The following is a 19024-nucleotide window of genomic DNA, read 5'->3' on the forward strand; positions in this document are numbered from 1 at the left end:
TTTCATTCTCCTCTTTGAAATACTTTTTCTTCGAATCTACTTGCAGATAGTGCTGTTTTAAAGTCCCTTAATAAATCCTCTGAGTTCTCCAAACCAACAGAAAGGCGAAGGAGGCTATTACTAATTCCTCGTTTTTCACGTTCATGTAAGGGCATGGCTGCATGGGACATTTTTGCAGGGTAGGAAAGGATGGATTCCACAGCACCAAGACTCACAGCAAACACAGGAATTTTCACCTTTGAAACAAAATCTCTTAATATCCTTTCATTTTCAAGTTCAAAAGAGAGGACAGCACCAGCATCTTTTGCTTGCCTGCCTTGTAAAACATAGTGTGGATGGTCCTCTAGGCCAGGATAGTAAACATTTTTGATGGCTGGATTTTCCTTAAGGGCTTGGGCGATTTGTTTGGCCGATTGGATAGATTGAGCAAGCCTCACATGTAACGTTTTGATTCCGCGTAGAACGAGCCAAGCATCCTGTACACCAAGCACTGCTCCAAATGAATTTTGCAAAAATCCAATTCTATCTGCTAGAACTGGGTCCTTTACTACAGAAAGTCCAGCAACAACATCACTATGCCCTGATAAAAACTTTGTTGCACTATGCAGAACAATATCTGCTCCTAAAGTCAATGGCTTTTGTAATGCAGGTGTTAGGAAGGTATTATCAACGAAGGTTAAAGCACCATGGGCCTTAGCGATCGAGCTGATTGCTTTAATATCAGTAACTTTCAGCAGTGGATTGGATGGAGTTTCAACGTAAAAGACCTTTGTATTTGGACGAATAGCTTCCTTTACTTTATCTAAATCAGTCATATCAACAAAAGTATGATTAATTCCATATCTTGAAAGCACTTCAGTGACAAAGCGGTAAGTTCCGCCGTATACATCCTCTGTAATTACTACATGATCTCCCTTTGACAATAAAAGGAATGCAGTTGAAATGGCAGCCATTCCTGAAGAAAATGCAAAGCCTCTAGTTCCTTCCTCCATATCAGCTATTACTGTTTCCAATGCTTCTCTCGTTGGATTCAAGCTTCGGCTATAGTCGTACTTTCCAAATGAATCGATATCATACTGATGGAAAGTAGATGCGTGTTGAATTGGAACACTGACTGCACCAGTTGGATGATCAATTTTTTGACTATTATGAAGAAGTTTTGTCTGAAAACTCCATGACTCTATCTCACACATTGCATACCCTCCGTCTGAGCTTTAGCAAAAGCCTGCTCTAAATCATTTATTAAATCTTCTGCATGCTCAATTCCGACCGAAAAACGCAGTAATCGATTGCATACACCTGTTTCAAACCGGATATGTTCTGGAATATCAGCATGTGTCTGGGTTGCAGGGTATGTTATAAAGCTTTCTACTCCTCCAAGACTTTCTGCAAAAGTAATGAGGTGGAGAGATTGTAAAAACGGATTTACCCATCCTTCATCTTTGATTCGGAATGAAATCATTCCACCTCGTCCTGGATAAAGTACATCAGTAACGGCATCATGTTCAAATAAAAATCTGAAAATTTCCTTTGCGTTTCTTTCATGACGTTCCATTCTTAAAGATAGTGTTTTCATTCCACGTATAAGCAGCCAAGAGTCAAACGGACTTAATACCGCACCTCCTGCATTATGATTAGCAGCTAATGCTTCACAGATTTCCTTGCCCCTTGCTACGATAAGCCCTGCCAATACATCATTATGGCCGCCTATATATTTTGTTGCACTGTGGATCACAATATCTGCTCCTAGTTTTAAGGGCTGCTGTAAAAGGGGGGTGAAAAACGTGTTATCAACAATCAGCAAAAGCTGATGTTTTTTCACAAAATAAGCAACCTCTTCGATATTGGTTTGCTCCATTAAGGGGTTCGTTGGTGTCTCGATAAAAATGGCCTTTGTTCGATCAGTCATTTCTTTTTCCAGGATTTCAGCAGAAAAAGATTGAACATATTTACATCGTAATCCCCATTGCTTGCAGCACTGTTTAAATAGCCGATAAGTACCACCATATAAATCCTTTGAAACGATAAATTCATCGCCAGATTGAAAGAGGGAGAGGACGGTTAGAATAGCTGCCATACCTGAACTACATGCAAATCCTTGATCGCCATCTTCAAGCTCAGCAATGGCCTTTTCAAGCAATTGGCGGGTTGGATTTCCGGTACGGATGTAATCATATCCGGTTGATTGTCCAATTCCTTCATGCCGATAGGCTGTAGAAAAGTAAACGGGGGGATTAACTGTTCCTGTATCTATTTCACTGCGATTGCCGATTTGGGCAAGAATTGTGTCGAGCTTATGCATTATTTACACTCCTTTTGTCTATAAAAATAAAAAAAGTCTTCTTTAAGAAGAAGACTTTTTCATAAGCATTAATTAGCCGTTCTTCTTATCTTTCAAGTTATAAAAACTTGCAGGAATTAGCACCTTATTAATCTGATAGATTAATGGTTGCTGAGGTGTCTACGGGCCTTACCCTCGACCTCTCTTGATAAGAAATCATTATTTAATTATTTCAAACTTTACAACATTTATATAATGAAAGTCAATGGATTTTGAAAAAATGTGCTAAAGTACAATAATATTATTATGTAAACTAAAAATTCTTCGATATATTTTTCGAATAAGGAAGTGCTAAAAAAAATTAATTGACCCATTTAACATTTATTTATAAGGAACACAAACACTTTTTTAGTATAAGTTTTTCCTTGGAATAGATAAAAAAAATATTTTTCACTATTTTCATATTAAAAACCTTTGAATATCAGGGTTTTACATGGTAGAATGGCTTTGAAAACGATTTATCCTCTGAAAAATATTATTATTCTAATAATTATCATTTTATGTAAAAAAGTGGATAAAAAGTTTATTTTGCATTTACTACAAATTCAGTTTTGGAGGTCATTTTCCATGAAAAAGCCATTGAATGGCGAAAAGCCTTTTGCTGAAGGCTTTCATGGCCCGAACCTTGGCTATGTCATTGAACTATATGAAGCTTACTTAGAGGACCCTAATTCTGTTGATCCAGAAATGAGGGCCTACTTCGAAACAACTGGAGCACCTGTTATTGAAGACCGAAAAGGGATTGCGGAAATTAGTGGTGTTAATCAAACTGTTCCGCAATTAGAAAAAACATTGTCAGCTATACGTCTGGCAGATAATATTCGCACATACGGGCATCTAGCCGCAGACATTTATCCATTAAATGATCATGAACCAGAAAAAAACCTTTTTGAGCTATCACATTACGGGTTAATAGAAGAGGATCTGTATGCAATCCCTGCAGGAGTCATCTGTAAAGACGCTCCTATTCCGCTTAAGAATGCGTATGATGCAATAGAATACTTAAAAAGCATGTATATGGGTACGATTGCATTTGAATTTCATCATGTATATGATGCAAATGAAAAAAACTGGCTGCGCCGTAAAGTTGAATCAGGCAGCTTAAAGCTTAAATTACAAGTCGAAGAAAAAACTAAGATTTTAAAAAGATTGACTGAAGTAGAAGAATTCGAAAAATTTCTTCATCGCACATTTGTTGGTCAGAAACGATTTTCAATTGAAGGGCTAGATTCAATGGTGCCCTTACTTGACGAAATTGTTGCAGAATCTGTATCAAAAGGGGCAAAAACCATTAATATCGGCATGGCTCACCGCGGGCGCTTAAATGTGCTTGCACATGTGCTTGGGAAGCCGTATGAAATGATTTTTGCTGAATTTCAGCATGCTCCAAATAAAGAACTTGTACCTTCTGAAGGATCAATTGGTATTAGCTATGGCTGGACAGGTGATGTAAAATATCATCTTGGTCTTGATAAACAAATTAAAGACGAAAATACGACAGTGACACGTTTGACACTGGCGAATAACCCAAGTCATCTTGAATTTGTCGGTTCTGTTGTCGAAGGTTTTACACGAGCAGCACAGGATAATCGAACAGCAAAGGGCTATCCAATTGAAAATCTAAACTCGGCAATGTCTATTATTATCCACGGGGATGCCGCATTCCCTGGTCAAGGGATTGTAGCAGAAACTTTAAACTTAGGTCAGTTAAAGGGTTATAATACTGGTGGCTCCCTCCATATTATTGCAAATAATACAATTGGCTTTACAACAGAATCTCGTGATTCACGTTCTACTAGATATGCCAGTGATCTCGCAAAAGGTTATGAGATTCCGATCTTGCATGTGAACGCAGATGATCCGGAAAGCTGTATAGCTGCAGCAAGATTTGCAAGTGAATACCGAGAAAAGTTTCAGAAAGACTTCCTAATCGATCTTATTGGTTATCGCCGCTTTGGGCATAATGAAATGGACGAGCCAATGGCAACGAATCCATTAATGTATAAAATCATTAATGAACAGCCAACGGTAAAAGAACTGTATGGACAGAAACTAGTAAATCAGTTAATCATAAGCAAGGCTTCAGTTGAAAATATAGAAGAAGATGTATTGGTAAAACTTAAAGCTGCCTATGAAAAAGTACCAGCAACAAAAAAAGAAACAGAAGAATTAAATCCGCCAGAAACAGTAGAAAAAGGCCTGCCAAAGCTTCAAACAGCTGTTCCTTTTGAAACACTTAAGGAAATTAACCAAGAGCTGTTAACATGGCCGGAAAAGTTTACAGTTTTCAATAAGCTGGACAAAATTCTAAACCGTAGAATGAGCGCTCTTGATGGTGAAAGAAAGATAGATTGGGGTCATGCGGAAACTCTAGCATTTGCATCAATTCTTCATGATGGAACGCCTATCCGGCTGACAGGTCAAGATTCTGAGCGAGGCACTTTTGCCCACCGGAATATTGTTTTACATGACAGCAGCACAGGTAAATCTTATTCGCCACTTCATTTATTATCATCGGCGAAAGCTTCCTTTGCCGTTCATAATAGTCCTTTATCAGAAGCAGCTGTACTTGGATTTGAATATGGTTATAATGTATTTGCACCGGAAACGCTCGTTATATGGGAAGCACAATTTGGAGATTTTGCTAACTCTGCACAGGTTATATTCGATCAATTCATCGCTGCAGGCAGAGCAAAATGGGGACAAAAATCAGGTTTGGTCATGCTGTTGCCACATGGATATGAGGGTCAAGGTCCTGAGCACTCAAGCGCTCGTTTAGAAAGATTTTTAACACTAGCAGCAGAGAATAACTGGACTGTAGCTAACTTGAGTTCAGCTGCACAATATTTTCATATTTTACGCAGACAGGCAGCGATTCTGAAACGTGAAGAGGTTCGTCCGCTAGTTATAATGGCACCGAAGAGTCTTTTACGTCATCCGCTCGTTGCTTCTAGTGGAAGTGACTTGAGTGAAGGTGAATTTCAATCAGTCATTGAACAGCCTGGTTTAGGGCAAAATACGGATAAAGTAACTCGGCTTGTTCTCTCCACAGGGAAAATGGCAATTGATTTAGCTGATCACCTGAAAGCTGTTGATAATCAAGAGTGGTTCCATCTTTTACGAGTAGAAGAAATCTATCCATTCCCGATGGAAGCCATTCATAATATAACGAAACGCTATCCAAACTTAAAGGAAATCGTTTGGGTACAAGAAGAACCAAAAAATATGGGTTCATGGAATTTTGTTGAACCAAGATTACAATTTATTGCACAGAAGGAAATAGATGTTTCCTATATTGGCAGACGCAGACGCTCAAGCCCTTCTGAAGGGGATCCAAATGTCCATAAAAAAGAACAGGCACGAATAATTGAAGAAGCATTTACGCATAAGCAAGAGGGAGGAAATTAAGGTGGCAGACATAAAAGTACCGGAACTAGCTGAATCGATTACAGAAGGAACGATTGCACAATGGTTAAAAAAGCCAGGGGATCTCGTAAATAAAGGGGACTACGTTGTTGAGCTTGAAACAGATAAAGTTAATGTCGAGATCATTTCGGAGCATAGCGGGATTTTAAAGGAAGTTCGTGCGGGGGAAGGCGATACGGTTAATGTCGGTGAAACGATTGCCGTAGTAGATGAAAGCGGAGAAACAGCTGCTGAGTCAGTTCAGCCTCAAGCTGAATCTGGAATTGCTCCTATTCAAGAAACACCGAAACCGGCTGTTCAACAAGAAGAATCGGTTCAAACAAGTAATGAGCATAAAAGCCAGCGTCCGATCGCGTCACCAGCTGCAAGAAAAATGGCACGTGAAAAAGGGATTGATCTTACACAAGTTCCTACTATTGATCCACTTGGACGTGTCCGTGCTCATGATGTCTCAACCTTTAACCCTCGTGAGGAAACAAAGCAGCAAGCGACACCAGCTTCAAAACAACAGGCAGTACCTGCTGTTCAGCCTGCTGGAAAAGAAGTCGAGCGTATTCGCATGACCCGCCGCCGTCAAACGATTGCTAATCGACTTGTAGAGGTGCAGCAAACAGCAGCGATGCTGACAACCTTCAATGAAGTAGATATGACAAATGTAATGAATTTGCGTAAACGTCGCAAGGATAAGTTTTTGGAAGAAAATGACGTAAAACTAGGATTTATGTCTTTCTTCACAAAAGCGGTTGTAGCTGCATTGAAAAGAAGCCCTTTATTGAATGCAGAAATTCAAGGCGATGAACTCGTTTTGAAAAAATTCTATGATATAGGAATTGCCGTGTCTGCGAACGAAGGTCTAGTTGTACCAGTGGTACGCGATGCAGATCGTAAAAACTTTGCTGAAATTGAAAAGGATATTTTAGATCTTGCTGAAAAGGCAAGAAATAACAAATTAGCTTTACAAGATTTGCAAGGTGGAACATTTACGATTACAAATGGCGGGGTTTTTGGTTCACTATTATCCACACCTATTCTAAATGGACCACAAGTCGGCATCTTAGGCATGCATTCCATTAAACTGCGACCAGTTGCTATTGATGCAGAGCGTATGGAGAACCGACCAATGATGTATATTGCATTGTCTTATGACCATCGAATTGTCGATGGAAAAGAAGCCGTTACTTTCTTATCTAGAGTGAAGGAATTAATTGAAGATCCAGAATCATTGTTATTTGAAGCATAATAGAGGAAGCAGGGTGGTTGTATCACGCCCTGCTTTTTTGTGTCGATCGAACGAACTCCCAAAAATAAAAAAGAGCGATAGGCATCAAAACCTGTCGCTCCAATTCTGAATTGATTTCACTTACTTTTTAAATGGTTTTAAACCGCGTTTTGTAATCTCCATTTTCAATATCCTAATCCATTCTTTCTCTGACCCAGACTTTAATGCATCACGATACGAGACGACCAATTGTTCATTACTCATAATCTTCATTCTGCATACCTCCTGAAATGGATTGAATATCTAGCTTTCATTCATTTTAATCGTTTCCGCTCCATTTGAAAACCCTAATTTTCTAAATAGATAAAAAAAGGACTTTCGAACCTTAAAAACGCTAAAAAAAAGTGGTTTACTCAACATAGATTATTCATTGGAAATAAATGCATAGGAGGATCCAGCTATGAAATTCGCGAAGCTGATATTTTTTTCCCTGCTTGTTTTAGTCATTACAGCTGGCTGTTCAAAAGAAAAAGAAGAAACAAAAAAGGAAGTAATAGCTGAATCAAAGGAAAATGGAGGTGAAAAAGAACAAAATTACGAGAAACAAGCAGAGGCTGAAAATAAAGAAACTGAATCTAAAGAGGAAGCTGAAGTATATGTAGCAGAAGAAACATTTGAAGAAATTGCATTTCAGAATGTCAACTGGTTCTTTGACTCTCCTGAAAGGCAGCCAAAAGGGGGGATTTGGGTGTTTACAGAAGAGAAGCATGCTGGTGAATTAGATGAGACATTTGAGTGGGAAAAGGAAGATGTATTACTCGTTCAAGTCAATGATCCCGCTTATATTAATCATGAAATGACAATAAAAGGGCTCCAAATCATTGATGAAAAAACAGTGAAAATTGTTGTATATTTAGAATCAAAGGAAGCGGAAGGAGATACAGTGCCTCGAAGATATGTAACTGTTGAGAAAGATACACTTATTGGGAAAGGCTTCCTTCTTGAAGATGAAAAGACTGGAGAAGCGATAAAGTTAAACTAAGAGAATAGTACATGCTCTCTTTTTTCTTCCTTTCCATTTAAAATAGAAGCAGTTTACTATAAAGGAGCGATTCTATGAACTTAGAACTTGACCATATTGTTCATTTTATTAAGGAACATCCAAATGTTTCCGTAGAAAAATGGAAGAATCAAGGGTATCATGCTGTTATGGGCGGAAGCCATGAAAAATGGGGAACATTTAATAGTTTACTCTATGTTGGCAATGCATATATAGAATACTTAACAATCGAGAACCAAGAGATTGCTGCCGACTCTGACAATCCTTTAATCTCTCAACTCGTTCATGACTTGTCAAAGGGAGAAGGTTTTGGCCAAATTTGCTTTCGAACAGATAATATGGTTCATTTGAAAACACAGCTTGAGAATAAAGGGTGTCAAACATATCCAATTTTTAACGGAAGCAGAACAAGGCAAAATGGTTTAATCATTAAGTGGAAAATGCTTTTTATTAAAGACTCTTCAAGCTTGCCCTATCCATTTTTTATCGAATGGGAGCAAGAAGATTCAGTTCGGATGAATGATTTAAACTCAAATGGGTATTTGGATGAAAGACTAGCCAAGCATTCTATTCAGTCTATTAAGGTAGCTGTTAATGACTGCGAATCGACGGCAAGGGATTGGGCAAATTTATTTGATTTTACCATAATTGGCATTCAATTGGATGAACATTCATCAGTGAAGAAGGCCATTCTTCAAGGAAACTCGTTTGAAATTCACTTTTGTCAGCCGCATAGTGAGAACAGCTCTATGCATAACATCCTTAGCAAAAGAGGAGAAAGACCTTTTGAAATTACGTTTGACCCCGTTCTTGATAAAACCTCTTTCACTTTATTTGAAGGGAAGTATAGTTAAATAATGAAAAAATGCGTTACAAGCTAGTAACGTATTTTTTAACCAATTTATTATTATTTGAAAATATTGAATATTAGATAATATATGTTAACATTAATTATAAGGATTTCACGATGTTATGTAGAACTGTTTAAACGAAAGGGTGATGGTCTCATATGACAGAGCTGTTAAGCTTGACTGTTGGGAAGCTATTGGAGGAAAAAGCAAAGCTGCATCCAGATCATGAAGCAGTTGTATACGCAGATAGAGGACTGCGGATGACGTATAAGCAGTTGAATGAAAATTGCAGACGAGCTGCAAAGGGTTTGATAAAGCTTGGAGTTGAAAAAGGAGAGCATATTGCAGCTTGGTCAACGAATACACCTGAATGGCTTATTACTCAATTTGCAACTGGCCAAATGGGAGCAGTTCTCGTTACTGTTAACACAAATTATCGAACGGCTGAGCTGGAGTATTTATTAAAGCAATCAGATGCGACAACGATTATCTTAATGGAAGAATACCGAGGTGCCTCTTACATAGAAATGCTGTATGAAATCGCTCCAGAATTAAAAACAAATGAACCTGGCCGCTTGCAGTGCAGCCGGCTGCCCTTCCTAAAAAATGTCATTGTACTCAGTGAAAAGCGATTCCCGGGGACTTTTAGCTGGGAAGATATTTTAAATTTAGGTGGCTCTGTGCCTGACTTTCAGCTTGATGAGCGCTTCAATAGGCTTGATCCTGATGATGTAATCAATATGCAATATACATCAGGAACAACCGGTTTTCCAAAAGGTGTCATGCTGACGCATAATAATGTCGTTAATAATGCATATAATATCGCTCATAGCATGCATTTAACAAAAGACGATCGATTATGTATTCCCGTGCCATTTTTCCATTGTTTTGGCTGTGTAATTGGGACGCTCGCATGTGTTTCGGTTGGAGCAACGATGGTCCCAGTTCAAGAATTTAATCCTAAAGCCGTACTTCAAACCGTTCAGGATGAGAAATGTACAGCTCTTCATGGTGTGCCAACCATGTTTATAGCAGAATTAAACGATCCTGATTTCAATCAATATGATCTATCTACACTCCGTACGGGAGTAATGGCTGGATCCAATTGCCCTATAGAAGTGATGAAGGCAGTGATTGAAAAAATGGGTATACGTGAGATTACGATTGCCTACGGACAAACAGAATCATCACCTGTCATTACACAAACGAGAACAGATGATCCAATTGAACTGCGGGTTGAAACGGTAGGCAAGTCTTTGCCGAATGTTGCGGTAAAGGTGGTTGAACCGGGAACAAGTAAAGAGGTGCCACATGGGGTACAAGGGGAACTATGCACAAAAGGCTATCAAGTCATGAAGGGTTATTACAAAAATTCTGACGCAACAAAAGAAGCAATTGATGCGGATGGCTGGCTCCATACTGGAGACTTAGCAGTAATGGATGAGCATGGTTACTGCAAGATCACAGGCCGTTTAAAGGATATGATTATCCGGGGCGGAGAAAATATTTATCCGCGCGAAATTGAGGAATTTCTATACACCCACCCAAGCATTCTTGATGTGCAGGTTGTCGGTGTACCTGATGAGATATTTGGAGAAGAATTGGTCGCTTGGATTATATTAAAAGAAGGAGAATCAGTAACAAGCGAAGAAATACGTGAATACTGCATAGGAAAAATTTCTCGTCATAAAATCCCGCGGTATTTTGAATTTACGGATGCCTACCCAATGACAGCATCTGGTAAAATTCAAAAATATCGGTTGCGTGAGCAGGCTAAAGAGAAAATAGAAAAAGCTCATACGTTGAATTAGATTTCTACTTATTTATTTTCCTCTAGATGTTTAAAACAGTCTAGAAAGGTGGTATATAACTATTGCCATCTTCTTAGAGAGAGGTTTATAAATATGGATAATTTTTCAAATGGACGATTATTAGAATTAGTTTACGATGGACGGACATATGAGTTTCTAGAATTTATTCGAATTGACCGAATATGTGAAAACACTTATATTACATTAAAGAATGTGATTACAACAGAAATGTTTACTTTTGATGAAAAGAAGATCAGAAGCATTCGGATGAAAATCCATCCCCATTCATTGTCACTTTCAAAAAAAAGAGAATCATCTTGCAGGAAGTAGCTCCTTTTCTTTATACTATTAAATATAAAGAATGAAGGAGTTGCTACAATGATTCATCTAAACTGGCGTGAACGAGAGACAGTGAAAAAGGTTAAATGCGTGCATACAGATGCAGCTAAATATATCGTAAACAGGGCATTAACTGCCGGTAAAACGTATGATGTTAAAAATGAAACAGAGGAATTTTATTTTATCATCGATAACTCAGGTAAAGTCGGTGGTTTTTACAAAGATTATTTCGAAAATGCATAACAAATGAAAAAAACTGTCAGCAAATAAAATGCTGGCAGTTTTTAAATATAAGGGATTTTATAGGAGAAGGTACAAATGAATATTAATGAAAAAGAACTTATTTTAACAGGTGATACGGTAAAGTTAGTGCCATTAGAACAAATTCATGAAGTCCCATTATGGAAAGCGTCTGACAATAAAGAAATATGGACGTATATGGCAACAAAAATTGATTCTCAGGAAGAATTGAGTGCTGAAATATCAAAAGCGTTAATAGCAAAAGAGCAGGGTACTCAATACCCTTTTGCTGTATTTCATAAAAAAAGAAATGAAATTGTCGGCAGTACACGCTTTCTAGATATCTCAATTGCAAACAAAAGTGCAGAGATTGGGTTTACATGGTACCATCCTTCAGTTTGGCGAACAAAAGTAAATACCGAATGTAAATACCTCCTGCTCAAGCATGCCTTTGAAAACTGGCACTTAAATCGTGTCTTTTTTAAAACAGATGGGAGAAATACACGTTCTCAACAGGCGATTGCCCGTCTTGGTGCGGTTAAAGAAGGGATAATGCGAAAGGATAGAATTATTTCTGATGGTTATGCTCGTGACACCGTCTATTATAGTATCTTAATTGAAGAGTGGCCAATAATAAAAAAAAGGCTGCTTGAAAAAATGAATTAAAAGAAACGAAAAGAGGATTACGTTTTAATCCTCTTTTCGTATTGCTCTTATCGATTATTATTTACATTTGAAGGAAACATCCTTCTGACACTTTTTGTGAACTCTTCAAATAAACCTTCAATTGGTTCCCCATTACGAAGATCATTTGAATAGGAAGTCATTCGATCATAGAAATCTGGATTTGCTGATACATATACATCGTCAATACTTTGGTCAACTGCTTTAACTTGATCAGCGATCTTTCTTTCAACTTCACGTGTTAACTCAACACCCTCACCAAGCTGTGCGGCAACATACGCATTATCGTCTGTAACAATCACATTGACATCTCTTACTTCTGGCATAGCCGAAATTTTATCTGCGACTTTGTCGGCTACTCTCATTTTCGGTGAATCAATATTGTCATTTTGCGTATTATTTCTTACACGGAGCAGTGGGTCTCGATCGTTAAGATTATTTGTACCATTATAACGATTCCCATTATTAACTCGTAAGGGATCCGTTACATCACGGTTTCCGAGAGCGGTATCATTTGCATTGTTGTTTGCTCCGCAGGCTGTAAGAAAAACAGTCATTAAAGCTGCAGTAATCATCCAATTAAGCTTTAACATACTTTCACTCCTTTCAAGTCATTCATATCTATTTTTCCTACAAATAAGCTCGCTATCCTTGTTTTATTTTTCTTATAGATGAGATTTTTTCCTTCTAAATGGTATGATAGGAACGATGAATGCGGAAAGCAGGGAATGATAATGACTTATGTTTTTATTGGGAGTGGCGGGATTGTTGGCAGTTTGCTTCGCTATTTGATTTCTATCTTGAATGAATTTTACTTCATGCAAGATGTCTTTCCATTCGGAACACTTGTTGCAAATTTAACAGGGGCGTTTCTCATTGGAATTTTCACAAGGACATTCACTGAAAACGAAAAAGTGAACCGTACGCTCGTTCTTTCAATTGGGACAGGGGCAATCGGTTCTTACACAACAATGTCCACCTTAAGTACAGAAACGATTAGGCTAATCGATCATGGAGAATTGATATTAGCGGTACTTTACATTGTGATCAGTTTAATTGGCGGACTGGCTGCATCATGGTTTGGCTACTTTCATACATACAGAAAAGTGAGGATATAAGAATGATATTCCACATGTGTTTAGTAGGAATAGGGGGTTTTTTTGGTGCAATTTGCCGTTACCTAATAACTTCCTACTTCCAAAGGATATTACCAAGAAGAATCCCTTTAGGTACATTAGCTGTAAATTGGATCGGGTCTTTTTTATTAGGATATCTGCTCGGAATAACAGAAGATAATGAGTTGACCTTACTTCTGGGAACTGGATTTATGGGCGCCTTTACAACATTTTCTACTTTTAATTTAGAAACAGTAAAGCTACTGACTAGTAAAGAAAAAACAGCGGGATTTATTTATATTGCAATAACGTATACAGGAGGAATTTTACTTGCTTTCCTAGGACTGGTTGCAGGGAAAATTGTAAAAGGAGTATAGCAAGGTGCTATACTCCTTTATTGTTAATTTGAACTTATTTCTGTACTTTTAGACTTCACAGAAGGATAAAGTTTTCTTCCAATCATTGTTTGTACGGTTAAGAAAATACCGCCGACTGTCCAATACAAAGGCAATGCTGCAGGAGCATTTAACGAAATTAAGACGATCATTATAGGGGAGAGAAGCCCCATGAACTTCATTTGCTGCTGTGTTTGGACAGGCATATTCGATTGTGAAACTTTAAATTGTAAATAATAAACGATCCCAGCCACAGCTGTTATCCATAAATCAGAATGGCCAAGATTAAACCATAAAAACGAATGAGCAGCAATTTCCTCAGAACCTCTAATCGCATAATAAAATCCCATTAATATTGGCATTTGAATGAGAATTGGAAGACAGCCCATATTAAGTGGATTGACATTATGCTTCTTATAAAGAGCAAACATCTCCTGTTGCAGCTTTTGCTGTTCTTTTTGGTCCTTAGCAGCTTTTAGCTTTTTTTGGATGTTATCCATTTCCGGCTTAAGGACATCCATTTTCTCTTTCATGATTTGCTGTTTTTTATATTGTTTTAACATTAAAGGCATTAACAGCAGTCGGATGGCAAGTGTAATTACAATAATTGCAATGCCATAGTTATCATTAAAGAAAACAGCCACTCCATGAATTAATGAAGCAAATGGTTCAACAACGAACTTTTGGAAGAAACCGTCACTATTTTGTGTATTGGGTGCTCCACAAGCAGATAAAAGCATTGTTCCCGCTACAAGCATTAATATTAAATAAATGTTTTTTTGTTTTTTCATTTTGTCACTCCTCTTAATAGTAAATGAATCAGATTACAATTAGAGGAGAAGCACCTTCTGGATCATCACCGGGACCTTGTTTTTTACGAATGCATTTTATCATCCAAATTAATAATGGATTTCTAAATTTATAATAAAATAACTGCTGAAACGGCAATTTATTCGATGATTCTAAATTGTGTGCAGTATCTAAAGAGTCATAAAAATGATATTCAATCTTCCATACCCAAATAAACTTAACAATCATTCCTAAAAGGAAGCTTGCATAAATTGTGTACTCCGTGGGAATATTCGAAATATCAATAATAAATTCAGTCATATTTTCACCTCATTACTTAAGGCCAATGGATAAATTATAGAGGAAATGACCGATTTTAGCAATGTTGAACATGTTACAATGAAGATGGAACATGAGGTTTCCTGTTGAACACATAGGAATAGAGTAATAGAATAGTAGGTAGACTGATAAATTAAGAACGGTGGGGTATTTTGTTATTACCGAAGCAAAAAACACTCGTAAAGTATTTAAAAATATTAATTCCCATTTTTATATTATTCATACTTGCCATTGAATCCAAAGAAATTTTCAAAGATTTTAATTGGCAGCTGCTTAATCATTACTGGGACAGGCTTGCACTTAATAAACTTTTTTTTATTTTAATTCTGGGTTTAATTTCCCTCATTCCAATGATATTTTATGATGTCATCTTACTTCAAATTTTTCATATATACATACCGAAAAGGAAGCTCATTTTCTTTTCGCTTGCAGCTAATGCTTATTCCAATCTAATCGGTTTTGGCGGGGTTGCAGGAACAACTTTGCGATCTTTTTATTATAAATCTCAAGTAAGGAACGACATGCCATATATCCAGACAATTGCTAAATTATCCCTGTTTTATCTGTCGGGACTTTCCATATTATCCTGGTTCACAGTCTTTTCCGATATGCATGTATATTCCGAAGTAAAGTTTATTAAGATTGCTGTCTTAGCAATCGCTTTATACACGCCTATTCTCTTAATTGTATTCTTGCTAAAAAAGTCATTTTGGAACTTAGGGCATATAAAACGCGGCTATATAAGCGAATTAATGGCTGTTTCTATATTTGAATGGCTATTTGTTGTAATCTGCATCTGGGGAATCGCAAATTTTTTAGGTGTGTCTGTCCCTTTTACGAAAGTATTTCCAATTGTAATCATTTCTGCATGTGCTGGTATTATAAGTCTGATTCCTGGGGGAATTGGCTCCTTTGATCTCGTTTTTCTAATTGGTATGGAGACAAAAGGGGTACCCGCAGAGCTTAGCCTGTTAATTATCATGTTTTACCGTCTAAGCTATTACATTCTTCCAGCTATATTGGGAACGCCATTTATTATGAAGCATTTTATGATGAAAAAACATACACGAAAATAGGGGCTGTTCATCAACAGCCCCTTACTTTTATAGTGATTCTTGCTTAATATTAGGATGAATGGAGAATAAGAGCTTTGCAGAAACTAATCTTTTACGAATGATGATGCCAATCCATGAAGCAAGTGCTGCTTTAATCAAACCAACTCCAAGGAAAGGAGTAAATCCGCCAGCTAAAGCCTGTGTCCAAGTAAGATCTGCTGATATTTTTAACCAAGTGGTTCCAAATGCTAAAGTAATGATCATCCCGATAGTATTAGCTATCATTGCATTTTTAAAAGTAAAACCTGTTTTTTCCATATAGAAGCCAATGATAAAAACTGCTGGTACAAAACCAACCAAAAAGCCGCCTGTAGGTCCAACCAATTTAGAAATTCCACCTGAAAGTTCTGCAAATACAGGTACACCAGTTGACCCAATGATTAAATATAGTAAAACAGAAAGCGTTCCATAGCGGGAACCTAGAATCGTTGCAGCTAGTCCGATGGCCAGTGTTTGTCCAGTAATGGGAACTAGCGGGAGGGGAATTGTTATTTGTGCCAAAACACCAATAATAGCAGCGAATAATGCAGTAACAATCATAGATCTTAATTTCAGTTGCTGATTTGTCATTTCTGTACTCCTCTCTATGTTAACTATAATTATAAATAAGTTAACAATATAAAATTAATATTTTCTTAATCCTTTGTCAAGCTCTTTTTACTTGATGAGACATGGCTTGTGTAATCATACTCATTTCAGGGTAATATAAAACTATTAATCGCTTATAAGGGGAGGTATATTTATGAGCACTTCATATAATGATGACAGTCTTTCTCTACATACAGATTTATATCAAATAAATATGGCAGAAACGTATTGGAATGACCATATCCATAATAAAAATGCCGTTTTTGAAGTTTTTTTTCGTAAGATTCCCTTTGGAAATGGATATGGAATATTTGCTGGGTTAGAAAGAGTCATTGAATTTATTGAGCAATTCCGTTTTTCAGAGAGTGATATCGCCTACTTACGTGATGAATTGCATTATAAAGAAGATTTTCTTGAATATTTACGCTCAATTACTTTTACTGGTTCCATTCGTTCATTAGAAGAAGGGGAGCTGGTTTTTGGAAATGAACCAATTTTGAGAGTAGAGGCACCGCTTGCACAGGCACAATTAATTGAAACAGCCTTGTTGAACATTATTAATTATCAAACGCTTATTGCGACGAAAGCAGCACGAATCAAGGAAGTTGTAGGAGAAGAAATTGCAATGGAATTTGGCACGCGGCGGGCACATGAAATGGATGCAGCCATTTGGGGAGCAAGAGCTGCTTATATTGGCGGTTTTCAATCAACCTCAAACGCAAGAGCTGGAAAGAAATTTGGCATGCCTGTTTCTGGCACACATGCACATGCACTTGTACAAGCATACCGTGATGAATATACTGCTTTCCATAAATATGCGGAAAGGCACAAAAACTGTGTATTTCTTGTAGATACTTATGATACATTGAAATCTGGAATACCAAACGCCATAAAAGTAGCACAAGAGCTAGGGGATAAGATTAACTTTGTAGGTATTCGACTAGATAGCGGCGATCTTGCTTATCTATCGAAAGAAGCCAGGAAAATGCTTGATGCTGCAGGTTTCCATCAAACGAAAATTATCGCCTCTAATGATCTAGATGAGTATACAATCTTGAATTTAAAAGGGCAAGGTGCGAAAATTGATGTATGGGGAATTGGAACAAAATTGATTACTGCCTATGATCAGGCTGCTCTTGGAGCGGTTTACAAGCTTGTTTCGATAGAAAATGATGCGGGAGAAATGGTAGACACAATTAAAATCAGCGGCAATCCTGAAAAAGTTACAACACCCGGTCTAAAAAGAGTATATCGAATCATAAATAAAAAATTTAATAAATCTGAAGGGGATTACATTGCTTTAGATTTTGAGAATCCTCAAGAAGAAAAACGTTTGAAAATGTTCCATCCTGTTCATACATATATAAAGAAATATGTTACAGATTTTGAAGCAAAAGAGCTCCATAAAGATATTTTTCTTAATGGAAGACGTGTTTATTCATTGCCAGCTCTCTCATCCATTCAGCAATATGCAAAGGAAAATTTAAATCTCTTATGGGAAGAGTATCGGAGATCATTAAATCCAGAAGAGTATCCGGTCGATTTAAGCCAAAAATGCTGGGACAATAAAATGAAACATATAGATATGATTAAACAAAAGGTAAAAGAGTATTTGGATAAGAGGAACTAGGGGGAAGAGAAATGACATTACAAAAAGAAATCATGCAAAGTCTGCATGTTAATCCAGAAATTGATCCAAAAAATGAAATTAGGAAAAGGATAGACTTCTTAAAAGAGTATCTCATTCGTACAAAATCGAAAGGGTATGTCTTGGGAATAAGTGGCGGACAGGATTCGACGCTTGCCGGAAGATTAGCACAGCTGGCGGTAGAGGAGCTTCGCGGTGAGGGGCATAGTGACGTTTTATTTATTGCTCTTCGCCTTCCATATGGTGTACAAGCAGATGAAACCGATGCAAAGTTAGCTTTATCCTTTATTAAAGCTGATCAAGAATATGTTTTTAATATTAAAGATTCCGTCGATGAGGTTCAAAATGAATTTAACTCCAACGTCCAAGGTCACCCATTAAGTGATTATCAAAAGGGGAATGTTAAGGCAAGAATGAGAATGATTGCCCAATACGCTTTTGGCGGGGAAAAAGGACTGCTTGTTATTGGTACCGATCATGCTGCTGAAGCGATCACAGGATTTTTCACAAAGTATGGGGATGGCGGTGCAGATGTTACCCCATTAACTGGACTAACAAAAAGACAGGGGAAGGCATTGCTTAAAGAATTAAGTGCGGATGAGAGATTGTATTTAAAAATACCAACCGCTGATCTTCTTGACGAAAAACCTGGCCAAGCAGACGAAACAGAACTTGGCATTACCTATGAAGAACTGGATGATTATCTTGAAGGGAAGCAAGTACCTTTGGATGTCGCGGAGAAAATTGAAAAACGCTATTTAATTACCGAACATAAAAGACAAGTACCGGCGTCGATGTTTGATGGATGGTGGTAAGAAATCCGTAACTATCTTGATCAGCCTCACGCTTAGCATAGGACGAGCCTCTCGGAAAGGTACTTTTTCCTTCTTGAGAGGTTTCGTATGTTACCTCGATAGAGAAGACAGCATACTATAATCAATTCTCTGATATTTTCTTCATAGAGAATAATTATCAAACGCTTGGAAGAAGTACCGACCCCCGAAAGTTAGAGTAATAAATCTAACTTTCGGGGGTGTTTTTTATGGCAAAATATAGTGAAGAAT

General features: G+C 37.4%; 20 protein-coding genes and 1 riboswitch. Of the genes, 13 read left to right on the plus strand and 7 right to left on the minus strand.

What is annotated here, in order from left to right; translation table 11 throughout:
* Window positions 1–2: 2 nt before the first annotated feature.
* Both metC and ASU02_RS15665 read right to left on the minus strand, forming a co-directional pair.
* Window positions 3–1193, minus strand: coding sequence for a cystathionine beta-lyase (gene metC, locus ASU02_RS15660; protein ID WP_057765263.1), 1191 nt, complete (start codon window positions 1191–1193; stop codon window positions 3–5).
* Window positions 1181–2302 carry a methionine biosynthesis PLP-dependent protein gene (locus tag ASU02_RS15665; protein ID WP_057765265.1) on the minus strand — a complete coding sequence of 374 codons (1122 nt, stop codon included), beginning with the start codon at window positions 2300–2302 and terminating at the stop codon, window positions 1181–1183. Before ASU02_RS15665 ends, metC begins: the two co-directional genes overlap by 13 nt.
* Window positions 2303–2384: 82 nt before the next feature.
* Window positions 2385–2496: riboswitch (SAM riboswitch) on the minus strand.
* 412 nt (window positions 2497–2908) lie between these two features.
* On the opposite strand from ASU02_RS15665, the gene sucA reads away from it, so the two are divergent.
* Window positions 2909–5749, plus strand: coding sequence for a 2-oxoglutarate dehydrogenase E1 component (gene sucA / locus ASU02_RS15670; RefSeq protein WP_057765267.1), 2841 nt, complete (start codon window positions 2909–2911; stop codon window positions 5747–5749).
* Window position 5750: 1 nt separating this feature from the next.
* Window positions 5751–7007, plus strand: a complete 1257-nt coding sequence (gene odhB / locus ASU02_RS15675) for a 2-oxoglutarate dehydrogenase complex dihydrolipoyllysine-residue succinyltransferase (protein WP_057765269.1) — start codon at window positions 5751–5753, stop codon at window positions 7005–7007.
* A 120-nt stretch (window positions 7008–7127) separates the two neighbouring features.
* On the opposite strand, the gene sda is transcribed toward odhB, so the two are convergent.
* Complete coding sequence (gene sda, locus ASU02_RS15680; protein ID WP_057765272.1) at window positions 7128–7259, minus strand: sporulation histidine kinase inhibitor Sda; 132 nt, start codon at window positions 7257–7259, stop codon at window positions 7128–7130.
* A 187-nt stretch (window positions 7260–7446) separates the two neighbouring features.
* Here sda and ASU02_RS15685 point away from each other — a divergent pair, with 187 nt between their 5' ends.
* From ASU02_RS15685 to ASU02_RS15710, 6 genes are all read left to right on the plus strand, one after another.
* Window positions 7447–8028: a hypothetical protein gene (locus ASU02_RS15685; RefSeq protein WP_057765273.1), complete on the plus strand. Its 582-nt coding sequence runs from the start codon at window positions 7447–7449 to the stop codon at window positions 8026–8028.
* Between the two features lie 74 nt (window positions 8029–8102).
* Window positions 8103–8900, plus strand: a complete 798-nt coding sequence (locus tag ASU02_RS15690) for a VOC family protein (protein WP_057765275.1) — start codon at window positions 8103–8105, stop codon at window positions 8898–8900.
* 164 nt (window positions 8901–9064) lie between these two features.
* The gene (locus ASU02_RS15695; protein ID WP_057765310.1) at window positions 9065–10708 is read left to right on the plus strand and encodes an AMP-binding protein; all 1644 of its coding nucleotides are present in this window, start codon (window positions 9065–9067) and stop codon (window positions 10706–10708) included.
* A gap of 93 nt (window positions 10709–10801) precedes the next feature.
* Window positions 10802–11038, plus strand: a complete 237-nt coding sequence (locus ASU02_RS15700; protein WP_057765277.1) for a hypothetical protein — start codon at window positions 10802–10804, stop codon at window positions 11036–11038.
* A gap of 48 nt (window positions 11039–11086) precedes the next feature.
* Window positions 11087–11290, plus strand: a complete 204-nt coding sequence (locus ASU02_RS15705; RefSeq protein ID WP_057765279.1) for a DUF6501 family protein — start codon at window positions 11087–11089, stop codon at window positions 11288–11290.
* 75 nt (window positions 11291–11365) lie between these two features.
* Complete coding sequence (locus tag ASU02_RS15710; RefSeq protein WP_057765281.1) at window positions 11366–11953, plus strand: GNAT family N-acetyltransferase; 588 nt, start codon at window positions 11366–11368, stop codon at window positions 11951–11953.
* Window positions 11954–12000: 47 nt separating this feature from the next.
* Here the strand turns inward: ASU02_RS15710 and ASU02_RS15715 are convergent, their stop codons facing one another.
* Complete coding sequence (locus tag ASU02_RS15715) at window positions 12001–12564, minus strand: YhcN/YlaJ family sporulation lipoprotein (protein WP_057765283.1); 564 nt, start codon at window positions 12562–12564, stop codon at window positions 12001–12003.
* A 141-nt stretch (window positions 12565–12705) separates the two neighbouring features.
* Between ASU02_RS15715 and crcB (ASU02_RS15720) the strand changes: the two genes are divergently transcribed.
* Both crcB (ASU02_RS15720) and crcB (ASU02_RS15725) read left to right on the plus strand, forming a co-directional pair.
* A complete protein-coding gene (gene crcB, locus ASU02_RS15720; RefSeq protein WP_057765285.1) occupies window positions 12706–13089 on the plus strand; it encodes a fluoride efflux transporter CrcB in 384 nt (127 codons plus the stop codon).
* Window positions 13090–13091: 2 nt separating this feature from the next.
* Window positions 13092–13463 (plus strand): fluoride efflux transporter CrcB, encoded by a 372-nt coding sequence (crcB, locus tag ASU02_RS15725; RefSeq protein WP_057765287.1) that lies wholly within the window; start codon window positions 13092–13094, stop codon window positions 13461–13463.
* 23 nt (window positions 13464–13486) lie between these two features.
* Here crcB (ASU02_RS15725) and yidC read toward each other — a convergent pair whose 3' ends face one another.
* Together yidC and ASU02_RS15735 are read right to left on the minus strand one after the other, a co-directional pair.
* Window positions 13487–14272 carry a membrane protein insertase YidC gene (gene yidC / locus ASU02_RS15730; protein ID WP_057765288.1) on the minus strand — a complete coding sequence of 262 codons (786 nt, stop codon included), beginning with the start codon at window positions 14270–14272 and terminating at the stop codon, window positions 13487–13489.
* A 28-nt stretch (window positions 14273–14300) separates the two neighbouring features.
* On the minus strand, window positions 14301–14591 hold the full coding sequence (locus tag ASU02_RS15735; protein WP_057765290.1) for a hypothetical protein: 291 nt from the start codon (window positions 14589–14591) through the stop codon (window positions 14301–14303).
* Window positions 14592–14761: 170 nt separating this feature from the next.
* Here ASU02_RS15735 and ASU02_RS15740 point away from each other — a divergent pair, with 170 nt between their 5' ends.
* Window positions 14762–15685 carry a lysylphosphatidylglycerol synthase domain-containing protein gene (locus tag ASU02_RS15740; RefSeq protein ID WP_057765292.1) on the plus strand — a complete coding sequence of 308 codons (924 nt, stop codon included), beginning with the start codon at window positions 14762–14764 and terminating at the stop codon, window positions 15683–15685.
* A 27-nt stretch (window positions 15686–15712) separates the two neighbouring features.
* Here ASU02_RS15740 and ASU02_RS15745 read toward each other — a convergent pair whose 3' ends face one another.
* Window positions 15713–16294, minus strand: coding sequence for a biotin transporter BioY (locus ASU02_RS15745; RefSeq protein ID WP_057765294.1), 582 nt, complete (start codon window positions 16292–16294; stop codon window positions 15713–15715).
* Between the two features lie 172 nt (window positions 16295–16466).
* Here ASU02_RS15745 and ASU02_RS15750 point away from each other — a divergent pair, with 172 nt between their 5' ends.
* Together ASU02_RS15750 and nadE are read left to right on the plus strand one after the other, a co-directional pair.
* On the plus strand, window positions 16467–17942 hold the full coding sequence (locus ASU02_RS15750) for a nicotinate phosphoribosyltransferase (protein WP_057765296.1): 1476 nt from the start codon (window positions 16467–16469) through the stop codon (window positions 17940–17942).
* Window positions 17943–17953: 11 nt separating this feature from the next.
* Window positions 17954–18775, plus strand: a complete 822-nt coding sequence (gene nadE / locus ASU02_RS15755) for an ammonia-dependent NAD(+) synthetase (RefSeq protein WP_057765299.1) — start codon at window positions 17954–17956, stop codon at window positions 18773–18775.
* The last annotated feature ends 249 nt before the right edge of the window (window positions 18776–19024 follow it).

This window comes from Cytobacillus praedii (assembly GCF_001439605.1).
Lineage (GTDB): Bacteria > Bacillota > Bacilli > Bacillales > Cytobacillaceae > Cytobacillus > Cytobacillus praedii.